The following is a 14,017-nucleotide window of genomic DNA, read 5'->3' as shown; positions in this document are numbered from 1 at the left end:
ATTTATCTTGTAAAAATAATTTACAAAGCCAGAATTCTTAGAGTATAATAGGTATCGAAACAATTTTTCAGAAAAATAAAAAAGGGAGGTCTACTTAGTGAAAAAATCTAAATTATTTCTTACACTTGGATTAACACTATTACTAAGCTTAGTCTTGGTAGCATGTGGAGGCGGATCAGATTCCAAATCCGACGACAAAAAAGGCTCAAACTCAGGAAAAGCTTCAGGAGAGCAAGTACTTAACTTGACAGAAAGTGCATTAATTCCTTCTGCAGACAGCACAAAAGCGGATGACCAAGTTGGTTTAAACGTTGTAAACCAAACAAACGAAGGTCTATATGCGCTTAACAAAGATGGTATTCCTGCCATTGCCGGTGCTGCTGAAGAGCCAAAAATTAGCGATGACAAAACAGTTTATACTATCAAACTTCGTGAAGATGCAAAATGGTCTAACGGAGATCCTGTAACTGCAAATGACTATGTTTACTCATGGCGTCGTGCGGTTGACCCTAACACTGCAGCAACATATTCTTACCTATTTGATGCAATCAAAAACGGTGGCGATATCGTAGCTGGCAAGAAAAAACCTGAAGAATTAGGAATTAAAGCAGTAGATGATTATACTTTAGAAGTTACTCTTTCTAAACCAACTGCTTACATTAACTCACTATTCGCATTCCCAACTTTCTTCCCACTTAACGAAAAATTCGTTACGGAAAAAGGCGAAAAATATGCACAAAATAGTGATAACATGTTATTCAACGGACCTTTCCAACTTAAAGATTGGACTGGAACAAACAAAAAATGGACTTACGTAAAAAATGATAAATATTGGGATAAAGATAAAGTTAAGTTGAAACAAATCAACGTACAAGTTGTTCAAGACTCCGGTACTGGACTTAACTTATACAACACTGACAAAGTTGATCGCACAGTATTAAGTGCTGATTATGCAGCTCAAAACAAAAACAATAAAGACTATGTAACAGTGAACGATTCTTCAACTTTCTACATTAAATTTAACCAAAAACGTGCTGGCAAAGACACAGTATTTGCTAACAAAAACATCCGTAAAGCTATTGCACTTGCGATTGACAAACAATCGTACACTGACACAGTTCTTAAAAACGGATCTAAACCTGCAAACAATCTTGTACCAGAAGGATTCACTTTTGATCCAGGTAACAAAGAAGATTATACAAAAGAATCTGGTGCACATTTAGAATATGATGTAAAAGAAGCACAAAAAGCATGGAAAGCTGGTTTGAAAGAATTAGGAGTTAACGAAATTACAGTTGAATTCACAAGTGATGATACTGAAAATGCGAGAAAATCTTCTGAATTCATTCAAGACCAACTACAAAAGAACTTAGATGGTCTTACAGTTAAACTTAAAAACGTACCATTTAAAGTTCGTTTACAAAATGACCAAAACCAAGATTACGACTTCTCTATGAGCGGCTGGGGTCCTGACTATCAAGATCCATCCACTTTCTTAGATCTATTCGTAACTGATGGTGCACAAAACAGAATGAGTTATTCTAACAAAGACTATGACAAGATTTTAAATGATGCGTCTGTAACTTATGCAGCTGACGAACAAAAACGTTGGGATGAAATGGTTAAAGCAGAAAAAATCCTTCTTACGGATGATGTAGCTGTTCAACCACTTTATCAACGTTCTACTGCATACCTACAAAAAGACTACATTAAAAACTTGCAAAAAAATCCATTTGGTCCAGACTACACTTACAAAGAAACATACTTGACTAAATAAAATATTAGTCTTTAAGAAATGCTTGACGGAAAGAGAGAGTATATTTCGATATGCTCTCTCCTTTTGCTGATGATTTTGATGTGTTATAATAAAAAATTAAAGTATCCTTTTCTAGTTTATCTAGAACCTAACATTCGAAAAATGAAGTTTTTTTCCTAACTAATTTGCACTTTTGCAATAAAAGTTTAGAAACGAAGAAAAAGGCTCACTAAACTTGCGAATTTGGTTAGGAATAACTTTTTTATATATTTATTAAAACTGGGAGGTGTAGAGATAGATGGTTAAATATACGTTAAAAAGAGTATTATATATGCTTATAACGTTATTCATCATTGCTTCGGTTACGTTTGTTCTTATGAAATTCTTGCCTGGTACGCCTTACCGTAATCAGGAGAAACTATCTGACGAACAAATTCACATGATGAATGAAAAATATGGACTAAATGATTCAATTCCAGTCCAATACTTAAATTATATGACAGGTTTGGTAAAAGGAGATCTTGGTGTTTCCTTCCAACTTGATAATAGACCAGTGTCTGAGATTTTAGGTGCACTGATTGGTCCATCTGTCCAATTAGCACTTGAGGCAATGGTTTTTGGTGTTATCTTTGGTATTTTACTTGGGGTCGTAGCGGCCATGTATCAAAATAGGTGGCCGGATTATACGAGTACATTTATAGCAATACTAGGTAAATCAGTTCCATCATTTGTATTTGCGACTGTGTTGCAATACTGGTTAGGAGCTAAATTACAAATTTTCCCAGTGGCAGGATGGGGTTCGTTTGCAGATACAATTTTGCCAGCGTTCGCACTTGCTATGTTCCCGCTTGCAACAGCAGCTCGTTTTATGAGAACAGAATTAATCGATGTATTTGCATCTGATTATGTTCTACTTGCAAAAGCAAAAGGGAATAGCAGAACTGAAGTAGCAGTAAAACATGCGATTCGTAATGCACTTATTCCTTTAATTACTGTTTTAGGACCATTATCGGTTGCACTGATGACTGGTTCCCTTGTTATTGAAAACATTTATAGTATCCCAGGTATCGGAAGTCAGTTCGTTTCTTCTATTCAAATGAATGACTATCCAGTAATTATGGGAACTACATTATTATTTGCTGCTATGCTTGTATTTGTTATCTTGGTAGTAGATATTCTTTACGGATTGATTGATCCACGAATCCGTGTGTCTGGAGGTAGAAAATAATGGCAGAACATAAAATTGCAAAAGAAAGATTCCAGCCAGCACACATCCTTGATGCAGAAGCGGAAAAAATTAATCGTCCAAGTTTAACATTTATGCAAGATTCTTGGCTTCGTATTCGTAAAAATAAAGCGGCTTTAGTTTCACTTATTGTATTAGCCCTTGTTATTATCATGGCGATTGTTGGACCTTATTTATCACAAAATCTAGGACCAAAAAATGATATTAATAGACAAATTACTGAAAATGCAAGTCTTCCACCGAAAGTTCAAGGATTTGAAAATATGCCATTTTGGAATGGTCATCAGTCTATTGGTGGAGAAGACGTTGATATTTATAAACAAAATAACATTAAAGAGGGTACTTACTACTGGTTAGGTAGTGATACACTCGGACGTGACCAATTTGCTCGTATTTGGGCTGGTACACGTGTATCACTTATTATTGCTGTTGTTGCAGCACTATGTGATTTAATCATTGGTGTAACTTACGGATTGATTTCCGGTTATGTTGGTGGTCGAGTAGATAACGTTATGCAACGTATTCTAGAAGTTATTGGTGCAATTCCAAACTTAGTTGTTGTTATCTTAATGATGCTGATACTTGATCCAGGGATTGTTTCCATTATCATAGCAATTGCCATGACCAGTTGGATAACGATGGCTCGGGTAGTCAGGGGACAAGTCTTAAAACTTAAAAACCAAGAATTTGTTATGGCTTCCATGACTCTAGGAGAATCTACTCCGAAAATTCTTGTAAAACACTTAATACCAAATATTTCTGGGATTATTATCATTAACATTATGTTTAGTATTCCTAGTGCGATTTTCTTTGAAGCCTTCCTAAGCTTTATTGGGTTAGGTCTTCCAGCGCCAGCAGCATCTCTTGGTGTCTTGGTAAATGATGGATATAAAACATTACAAGTATTACCGTATATGATTCTTTATCCATGTATTGTACTTTGTATCATCATGATTGCATTTAACTTAATTGCAGATGGCTTGCGTGATGCCTTTGATCCTAAAATGCGCGATTAAAAGAGAGGTGAGGAAAAATGGAAAAGCTATTAGAAGTTAAAGATTTAAATATTTCATTCCACACATATGCCGGAGAAGTTAAGGCGATTCGTGGAGTTAATTTTGACTTATATAAAGGGGAAACCTTAGCGATTGTTGGCGAATCTGGTTCTGGTAAATCAGTAACGACAAAATCGATTATGCGTTTACTTCCAGAAGGTAACTCAGAAATTAAAAGTGGCCAAATTTTATTTAACGGAATGGATATCGCTAAAGCTCACGAAAAACAAATGCAAAAAATTCGTGGGAAAGATATAGCTATGATTTTCCAAGATCCAATGACATCCTTGAATCCAACGATGACAATTGGAAAACAAATTTCTGAACCACTTATTAAACACCAAAAAATTAGTAAACATGAAGCTCATAAAACAGCTCTTCGTTTACTTCAATTAGTTGGTATTGCAAATGCAGAAGAAAGAATTAAACAATATCCTCACCAATTTTCTGGTGGGATGCGTCAACGGGTTGTTATCGCGATTTCACTTGCATGTAACCCGCAAATTCTAATTGCTGATGAACCAACAACAGCATTAGACGTTACAATCCAAGCGCAAATTTTGGATTTAATGAAAGACTTACAGAAAAAAATTGATACATCGATTATCTTCATTACCCATGACCTTGGCGTGGTTGCGAATGTTGCAGACCGTGTTGCTGTTATGTACGGTGGTAAGATTGTAGAAATCGGTACAGTCGATGAAATTTTCTATAATCCGCAACATCCTTATACATGGGGATTAATTAGTTCTATGCCTACTTTGGATACAGATGATGAAGAATTATTTGTTATTCCAGGTACGCCACCAGACTTACTTCATCCTCCAAAAGGGGACGCATTTGCTGCGCGTAATAAATATGCAATGCAAATTGACCTTGAAGAAGAGCCACCACTATTTAAGGTGTCTGATACACATTATGCGGCTACATGGTTGCTTCATCCTGATGCACCTGAAGTAACGCCTCCTGATGCTGTATTACGTCGCCAAGAACAGTTTGCGGAACTTCATCCTGGCATGCAAGCTGTCCATGCGAAAGGGGTAGAAGTAGAATGACTGAACAAAAAGAAAAATTATTAGAGATTCATAATCTAAAGCAATACTTTAACAAAGGTACTGCAAGTGAAGTACGTGCTGTTGATGATATTTCTTTTGATATTTATAAAGGTGAAACACTTGGTTTAGTAGGTGAATCTGGTTGTGGTAAATCTACAACTGGACGTACAATTATTCGTTTGTATGATGCAACTGGTGGAGAAGTTATTTATAACGGTAAAGATGTGCACGCACGTAAAAGCCGTAAAGAAATGCTTGAATTCCGTCGTAAAATGCAAATGATTTTCCAAGATCCATATGCGTCTTTAAATCCGCGTATGAAAGTTAAAGATATTATTGCTGAAGGTATTCGTATTCATGGCCTTGCTAAAACACCTGAAGAAACGAACCAACAAGTATATGAGCTACTTGAAACAGTTGGACTAAGCAAAGAACATGCAGGTCGTTACCCACATGAATTTTCCGGTGGTCAACGTCAACGTATCGGTATTGCTCGTGCGCTTGCAGTTCAACCAGAATTTATTATTGCCGATGAGCCTATTTCTGCACTGGATGTATCTATCCAAGCACAAGTAGTTAACTTATTACGTCAATTACAAAAAGAAAAAAATCTAACTTACCTATTCATTGCCCACGATTTATCAATGGTTAAATACATTAGTGATCGTATTGGCGTAATGTACTTCGGTAAATTAGTAGAGCTAGCGCCTGCAAATGATTTATATCATGCACCGCTACATCCTTATACTGAGTCACTTCTATCCGCTATTCCACTGCCAGATCCTAATTATGAACGTACTCGTGTGCGTAAAGCATATGATCCAACTATTCATAATTACAAAGATGGCGATGAAATTAAAATGCGCGAAATTGCTCCTGGACACTTTGTTTATTGTTCAGAAGAAGAAGAAGTTATGTATAAAGAAAAGCATGCTAAACTAACTGCTGAAGCTGCTGTTAAGTAAAAATAAAAACATCAATCAGGGTAAAATCTGATTGGTGTTTTTTTACAAAATTAAAATTCTCATGAAATTCTCATAAAAAAGCTGTTTTTTTCATGTGATTTTAGTTTAAACAAGTTATAGTAGGGGTATCATATACATAACGGCTTGCTAACAATGGTTTTACATATTTGGAAAGAAAAATTTTAAAATTAGTATATAGAATTTCACAAAATTAGTGTATAATGAAGTGTAAGTTCTTTAATGAATTTTCCAAATAGAGATATTGCTAGAATTTCGTTATATGAATGAAACAATACCCGATAAGGAGTGTGAATGTCTAATGGTAACGTTATACACTTCACCTAGTTGCACATCTTGCCGAAAAGCTCGTGCATGGTTGGAAGAACATGATATCCCTTATAAGGAAAGAAACATTTTTTCTGAACCACTTAGTTTGGATGAAATTAAAGAAATTCTTCGTATGACTGAGGATGGTACAGATGAAATTATCTCCACTCGTTCAAAAACTTTCCAAAAATTGAACGTGGATTTAGATAGTCTTCCTTTGCAACAACTATTTGAATTAATCCAGAAAAATCCTGGCTTATTAAGACGTCCTATCATTATTGATGAAAAACGTTTGCAAGTTGGGTACAATGAAGATGAAATTCGCCGTTTCTTACCGCGCCGTGTACGTACGTATCAACTACGTGAAGCGCAAAAAATGGTTAACTAAGATTGATAAAAGTGGTTGCCGAGAATTCCATTCAATTGGATTCTTGGCACTTTTTTTGTAATTTAAGTAATTGTTCTTGAATTTTTTTCGTTTTTCAGCTAAGATAATAATCCACCAAGGAAAAATGGTGGTACTATTTTGTAATATGAGCTACAATGAATTTAACCAATTAAGTTTCACCCTTCATTGTCAATGACTAAGAAGGAAGGGAGAGTGTGACGATGGAAATTGAACGAATTAATGAGGATACTATCAAGTTTTATATCTCTTATCTGGATTTGGAAGAGCGTGGTTTTAATCAAGAAGATGTTTGGTATGACCGCGAGAAAAGTGAAGAACTTTTCTGGGATATGATGGATGAGCTGAAATATGAAGAAGAGTTCTCTCCTGAAGGTCCGCTCTGGATACAAGTCCAAGCCTTAAAACATGGCTTAGAAGTATTCGTAACAAAAGCTACAATTGGTGGAAAAGGCGAGGACGGTTTTGACGTCACGCTTAGCTCCCCAGATGAGCTTGCAGAAGAAAAAATCGAAAAACTACTCGAAGAAAACTTCAATCCAGTGAAGAAAGAATCACTTGGAGAAGATGATACGCTAGAGTTTATTTTAGAGTTCCGTGATTTTGAAGATCTCATTTCACTTTCACGTGCAACAGGACTGGAAAATTTAGTAACTAAGCTATATTCGTATCAAGGGAAGTATTATTTGAACGTAGAATTTCCTGAGAATAAGTATGATGAATCTAACATTGACAATGCCGTTAGTATTTTGCTTGAGTACGGTTTAGAGTCGAATTTAACTGGTTATATGCTAGCTGAGTACGGAAAAGTAATCTTTGACGTTCCTGCATTAAAGCAAGTAAGAAAATATTTCTAAAACTTTATTTAGAGGACCCATTTGAGTTGGAAAATCAACCAAATGGGTCTTTTTTGCGATTTTAAAAATAAAGCAGGAATAAAGCTGTAAGATGTCGAATATTAGTATTAAAGAGCTAATAGGAGAGTGATATTTATTTTTACAGCTAAGAACAACAATGGAGATACTTTTACTATTACAAAGATGAATGTAGAGCGAATCAAGCAAGAAGAAAGATTGTTTTGTAAATCATGTGATAGTCCTGTAATGATAAAAGCCGGCGAGATTAAAATACCGCATTTCGCTCATGAGAAGGCGACTAAGTGTGCATTTGCTTCTGAAGGAGAGAGTGAGGAGCATTTATTAGCTAAGAGGCAAATTATGGCTTGGTTTGGCTTTCAAGGAATTCCTGTTGAATTAGAGCATTATTTTCCTGCAATTAGCCGGCAAGCGGATATTTATGTGAGTGATGCTACTGTAATCGAATTTCAAAGATCATCGGTCCCAATTAGTGAAATGATTCAGCGGACGATGGATTACTTATCAATTGGATTAGAAGTTCATTGGATGCTCGGCCAAACAATAAAAAAAGAAAAAGGACGTATTAGTCTCACTATTTTTCAACAAGCGTTTATTCAATTTGAGCAGAAGTTGGGTTATCATTTTTGGCATTATTCTGCAAGCGACAAGATAACTACTCTTTATTATCATCTGACATTTGAAAAAGGCAATCGCTTTTTTGCTAGTGAGATGAAATTTTCTAGCAAAGCACCGATGAATGAATGGAAGCAGAAAATAGCTCGAATTATTACACGCCATGCATATGTAAAGCGAGATAGAGAATTAGAAAGGCAGAAAATATGTTTTTACTACGCGAAGTTCAAAAAACATGGACAATTCATGCAAAAATTATATAGTGCAGGTTATTATTTGCATTATTTACCGAAAGAAATTGGTGTGGATTTAGAAGAACAATTTTTAGTCATTACTCCTGCTGTAGAATGGCAATTCGATTTATGGGAAACGTTTTTTAATATGTTGGAAAAAGGCGATACTTTTAGTGAAGAATGTTTTTTAGAGAAGTTTCAATCAGTAGTAACACAAATAATGACAATTTGGCTTTCTCCAAATGAATGCTTGAAATTAGGAAAATCATACATTGCTTACTTAATAAGCGTAGGAGTATTATCAGTAGTGCCAGAAAAACGATACCGAGTGAAGCGAGTTATGACTTTTTCTGGTAATCGCGTGAGTCGGGTGTAAACATCTGTTTTGCATTTTTAGTTATTTTGGCTCATAATAAAAACAAAATGACTATGGTTGGGGGTTTTTATATTGAGTAAAACGAATGCATTACCTTTAAGAGAAGAAGTTCCAGAAAATTTAACTTGGGATTTGACTACTATTTATCCAAATGATGAGGCTTGGGAAAAAGCCTTTACAGAATTACAAAAAATCACAGAAGAAAGCGATCAATTTAAAGGTCGTCTAGCGGAAAGTAGCCAAACGCTTTATGAAGCACTACAATTTCGTGATAAAGCTTATGATTTAATTAGTAATTTATATGTTTATGCTCATTTGAAAATGGACCAGGATACAGCTAATGCGAAATACCAAGGATTACATAGTCGGGCAGGAAGTTTAGTTACAAAACTAATGTCTGCATTATCTTATTATGATCCTGAAATTTTAGCGATGGATGAGAGTGTTTTAAAACAATTTTTAAATGAAAATAAAGATTTGCAACTATATGCACACTTATTAGAGGAATTAAACTTAAGCCGACCTTATATTTTAAGTGAAAAAGAAGAGGCATTATTAGCGAATGCTGGCGAAGTTTTGGGTAGTTCTTCTAATACGTTTAACACATTAAATAATGCGGACATGAAGTTCCCTACAATTAAAGATGAAAATGGCGAAGAGATTGAAATCACGCATGGTCGTTATGGTAAGTTGTTAGAAAGTAATGACCCGCGTGTTCGTAAAGACGCGTTTCTTGGTGTGTATTCTGTTTATGAAGGATTAAAGAATACCTTAGCATCTACTTTAAATGGGCAAGTGAAAAAATCTAATTTTTATGCTTCTACACGTGGATATAAGTCCGCTCGTGAGGCAGCACTTTCAGGAAATCATATTCCGGAGACAGTTTATGACTCTTTATTAAAATCAGTAAACAATAATGCTAGTTTACTTCATCGCTATGTAAAATTACGTAAAGAATTGCTTGGATTAGAAGAACTTCATATGTATGATCTTTATACACCGCTTTCTGATGATGTTAATTTGGAATTCACTTATAAGGAAGCAAAAGAGATTGTCCTTGAAGCCTTGAAGCCACTTGGGGATGAATATCAATCGATTTTAAAAGAAGCTTTTGATAGCCGCTGGATTGATGTGATGGAAAATAAAGGTAAACGAAGCGGGGCATACTCTTCTGGTTCATATAGTACAAATCCATATATTTTATTGAATTGGCAAGATAATATTAATAATGTTTATACGCTAGCTCATGAACTTGGACATAGTGTTCACAGTTACTATACAAGGAAGAATCAACCATTTGTTTATGGAGATTATTCGATTTTCTTAGCAGAAGTTGCTTCTACGACTAATGAAAATTTACTGACGGACTATCTTTTGAAAAAATATGATGATCCGAAAGTACGCGCTTATTTGTTAAATCATTATTTAGATGGATTTAAAGGAACTGTATTCCGTCAAACGCAATTTGCTGAGTTTGAGCATGCTATTCATCAAGCAGATCAAGAAGGAGTTGCTTTAACAGCTGATTATTTAACAGAAACTTACTTTGATATTAATAAGAAATATTATGGTGATGCAATTGTTTATGATGCTGAAATTGGTTATGAATGGTCTCGTATTCCACATTTTTACATGAACTATTATGTTTTCCAATATGCGACTGGGTTTTCGGCAGCATCAGCTTTAAGTGCGAAAATTTTAACTGAAGGTCAAGAGGCGGTAACAGCTTATATTGACTTTTTGAAAGCAGGAAGTTCTGATTATCCAATTGAGGTGTTGAAAAAAGCAGGAGTTGATATGGCAACACCGAACCCTGTGGATGACGCTTTAAAAGTTTTTGAACAAAGATTAGATGAATTAGAAAAACTAGTCAAATAATACATTGTGAAAATTACTAAAAAAAGACACGGTTGCAACTGATATGCATCGTGTCTTTTTTTTTGTTTTTGGGTAGTAGAAGCATTCGAGCGGTAGAGGAAAGAATAAGTATAAAAAACGGTATGTGAACTATTGAATTATGTGAGGTTATATGGTATATTATAACCGTGAAATAAATCACAAACAAATACCCCCTTTATTTGATTGTGTGAATTTCTCCTTTTGATTGCGCTGTAAGAAGCCGTGGCATTTAGCTACGGCTTTTTACGTTATTTATGTTTACTAACTTAGAATTAAAGGAGGATTAAAAATGGAATTTGAAGATGAAAAGTTGTTACGAGAAGTCCTTCTTTTTGCTAGAAGTGTAGATACAAAAATTAATGATATGTCGCTTGAAGTGATTGATTTTGGGGATCTTCGCAATTATACAAAGAATGAAGTATTACTTACACTGTACTGGTTGGAAGAAAATGGATATTTAACGAGAAACAACAATATTACAGAAAAAAGATATACAATAACTTTAAAAGGTGAATTGTTATATGAACATTTTCTCAAGATAAGTGAGAATGAGTAGAACAGTAAATATTTATTAATCCGTGGACAAACGTTGCCGTCCATGGATTTTTTTGTTGTGAAGGCTGTTGAAAAATAAAATGTGGTTGACAATGATAATCATTATCAATTAAAATGATAGTTGACGTATGAATTTTACATAATCTTTTACTCCACAAATGTCTGTGGGGGTTTTTTATAAATAGATGTTTTTTAATAAAGAAGGGAGAGTTAAGAGTGAAAAAAGTATTAGCCTTAGTTGCTTTTGTAGTTTTGTTTAGTTTTTCTTTTCTTTCAGCTGGTGTAACGGCACAAGCTGCTCTTAAAGACGGAACTTATTCGGTTGATTATACAGTGCTTCAAGGGGATAGTGATTCAGTATCAATGGCGAATGACTATTTTGACAAGCCTGCAACAGTGACAGTAAATGGAGGGAAATCTACTGTTAGTTTGCAAGTAAATCATAGTAAGTGGATTACTGGTCTGTGGGTTGAGGGAAATGCGGTTAGTGTAACTTCAAAAAACACAGCGAGTGATACTAGAAAAGTGTCATTCCCAGTATCAACTTTGAGTAGTCCTGTTAATGCAAAAATTAAAGTGGATATTGATGATGACGGGTTAAATTATCATCATGAATATCAAATCCAGTTACGTTTTGATGAAGGGGCAGTTAAATCATCGGGTGCAGCTGTGAAATCTTCAGATAATAATGGTACAACAACGCCAGCAACTACAAGTGATTCAAATAATAAAGTAGCAAATCCAAAGTCTAGTGATTCTAGCAAAATGTTTTTATATGGAATTATTTTTGTGGCAGCGGGGACAGGGTTAGTTTTACTTAAAAGACGTGCGATTTTTAAATAAAGGGGGATTATTATGAAGAAATTATGGAAAAAAGGTTTAGTAGCATTTTTAGCTTTGACACTTATTTTTCAATTGATACCTGGATTTGCCAGTGCGGCTGATTCTCGTTTAAAAGATGGCGGGGAGTATCAGGTTCAAGTGAATTTTTATAAAGATAACACTGGTAAGACAACGAAAGAATCTTCAGAAGCGGATAAATATATTGACCATACTGCTACAATTAAAGTTGAAAATGGTCAACCATATATGTACTTAACTATTACAAACAGTAACTATTGGCAAACAATGGCGGTTTCAAAAGATGGAACTCGTCCTGCAAAACCAGCACAAGCAGAAGTTTATCAAGATAGCTACCAAGATGTTCAAACTGTTAGTACGGATGCAGCGAATAATACGCGTGTAGAGAAATTCAAGCTTAGTTCTTTAGATGATATTATTTATTCTTATATGCACATTAAAGTAGATGCAATTAGTTACGATCATTGGTATCAAGTGGACTTAACAATTGATCCGAGTACGTTCAAAGTTATTTCTGAACCGGCTGTTACTACACCGGTAACTCTGGCAGATGGAATTTATACGATTCCGTTTGTAGCGAAAAAAGCAAATGATGACAGTAATTCAAGTATGCAAAATTATTTTGATAATCCTGCATGGTTGAAAGTGAAAAATGGTAAGAAAACTGTTGCAATGACGGTTAATGATAATAAAACAGTAACAGCTTTAAAAACACAAATTTCTGGAGCTTTGCAAGATGTAAAAGTGGTTTCAGAAGATAAAGACGCTAACACACGAATTGTTGAATTTGAAGTGGAGGACTTAAATCAACCACTTGCGGCTCATGTGAATTATGAAGCACCATTCAATGGTTCTGTATATAAAGGGCAAGCAGACTTCCGATATGTTTTTGATACAACGAAAGCACAAGCGGCGAGTTCTTACCCGGGTAGTGATGTAACACCTCCAGTAGATCCAGGTGAAACAAATCCACCAGTAACGAAACCAGACCCAGATCCAGGCACAACTAATCCTCCAGTGACAACACCGCCTACGACACCAAGCAAACCAGTAGTAGTTGACCCTAAAAATTTACTAAACAATCATACGTACTCGATAGATTTTGATGTTTTTAAAGACGGAACAAATGAAACTTCCATGATGGAAAGTTACGTAATGAAACCAGCTATAATCAAAGTAGAAAATAATCAACCATATGTTTATTTAACTTTAACAAATAGTAGTTGGATTAAGACTTTCCAGTATAAACAAAATGGCGTTTGGAAGGATATGGAAGTGGTTTCTGGTGATATTAACAAAAATACCAGAACTGTAAAATATCCTGTGAAAGATGGTACGGCTAATACGGATGTAAAAACACATGTATTAATTGAAAATATGCCAGGCTTCTCTTATGACCATGAATATACTGTTCAAGTTAAATTAGATCCTGCATCAATCAAAGATATTACAGGGAAGGATGTAACGTTACAAGAACCTGTGAAAAATGATGACCTGAATACTAGCAATTTAGCAAACAATAATAATGCTGGACCAAAATTAGCAAAACCAGATTTTGATGATACAAATTCAGTTCAAAAAACAGCGACAACAAATAACAAAGCTGAAAAAAATGCGAAAACTAGTGATTCATCGAGTATGGCATGGTATATTACATTATTTGGGGCTTCCTTCCTTTATTTAGCATATCGATTAAAACGTAAAAGATTGAGTTAATAAAACTGGTAAAAGCGAGTTAGGTTGGGGTTATCCTTTGCTTAACTCGCTTTACCGATTTTATTTTATAAATGGGG

Annotated in this window: 12 protein-coding genes; all 12 read left to right on the top strand. The window is 34.9% G+C overall.

What is annotated here, in order from left to right:
- The first annotated feature begins 97 nt into the window (after positions 1-97).
- Entirely contained in the window at positions 98-1,777 is a 1,680-nt protein-coding gene (locus tag PQQ29_RS11335; protein ID WP_003769807.1) for a peptide ABC transporter substrate-binding protein, read from the top strand.
- 277 nt (positions 1,778-2,054) lie between these two features.
- Positions 2,055-2,984 carry an oligopeptide ABC transporter permease gene (gene opp3b, locus PQQ29_RS11330; protein WP_003763520.1) on the top strand — a complete coding sequence of 310 codons (930 nt, stop codon included), beginning with the start codon at positions 2,055-2,057 and terminating at the stop codon, positions 2,982-2,984.
- Entirely contained in the window at positions 2,984-4,018 is a 1,035-nt protein-coding gene (gene opp3C, locus PQQ29_RS11325; RefSeq protein WP_003763518.1) for an oligopeptide ABC transporter permease, read from the top strand. Before opp3b ends, opp3C begins: the two co-directional genes overlap by 1 nt.
- 17 nt (positions 4,019-4,035) lie before the next feature.
- A complete protein-coding gene (locus tag PQQ29_RS11320; RefSeq protein ID WP_003722316.1) occupies positions 4,036-5,112 on the top strand; it encodes an ABC transporter ATP-binding protein in 1,077 nt (358 codons plus the stop codon).
- A complete protein-coding gene (locus PQQ29_RS11315) occupies positions 5,109-6,077 on the top strand; it encodes an ABC transporter ATP-binding protein (RefSeq protein WP_003763514.1) in 969 nt (322 codons plus the stop codon). The genes PQQ29_RS11320 and PQQ29_RS11315 overlap by 4 nt, the downstream gene beginning before the upstream one ends.
- A 319-nt stretch (positions 6,078-6,396) precedes the next feature.
- Positions 6,397-6,792, top strand: coding sequence for a transcriptional regulator SpxA (spxA, locus tag PQQ29_RS11310; protein WP_003720569.1), 396 nt, complete (start codon positions 6,397-6,399; stop codon positions 6,790-6,792).
- 221 nt (positions 6,793-7,013) lie between these two features.
- A complete protein-coding gene (gene mecA / locus PQQ29_RS11305) occupies positions 7,014-7,667 on the top strand; it encodes an adaptor protein MecA (protein WP_003763512.1) in 654 nt (217 codons plus the stop codon).
- Positions 7,668-7,793: 126 nt separating this feature from the next.
- The gene (locus PQQ29_RS11300) at positions 7,794-8,909 is read left to right on the top strand and encodes a competence protein CoiA (protein WP_187983885.1); all 1,116 of its coding nucleotides are present in this window, start codon (positions 7,794-7,796) and stop codon (positions 8,907-8,909) included.
- A gap of 72 nt (positions 8,910-8,981) precedes the next feature.
- Positions 8,982-10,787 (top strand): oligoendopeptidase F, encoded by a 1,806-nt coding sequence (pepF, locus tag PQQ29_RS11295; protein WP_187983886.1) that lies wholly within the window; start codon positions 8,982-8,984, stop codon positions 10,785-10,787.
- Between the two features lie 310 nt (positions 10,788-11,097).
- Positions 11,098-11,364, top strand: coding sequence for a DUF3116 family protein (locus PQQ29_RS11290; protein ID WP_010991114.1), 267 nt, complete (start codon positions 11,098-11,100; stop codon positions 11,362-11,364).
- 215 nt (positions 11,365-11,579) lie between these two features.
- Entirely contained in the window at positions 11,580-12,206 is a 627-nt protein-coding gene (gene isdC, locus PQQ29_RS11285; RefSeq protein WP_003763505.1) for a heme uptake protein IsdC, read from the top strand.
- Between the two features lie 12 nt (positions 12,207-12,218).
- Positions 12,219-13,940, top strand: coding sequence for an NEAT domain-containing protein (locus PQQ29_RS11280; protein WP_003763504.1), 1,722 nt, complete (start codon positions 12,219-12,221; stop codon positions 13,938-13,940).
- Positions 13,941-14,017: the final 77 nt, after the last annotated feature.

Source organism: Listeria innocua (assembly GCF_028596125.1).
Classification (GTDB): Bacteria; Bacillota; Bacilli; order Lactobacillales; family Listeriaceae; genus Listeria; species Listeria innocua.
The sequence above is the reverse complement of the archived record's forward strand: the minus strand, read 5'-3'. Positions and strand labels throughout refer to the sequence as shown.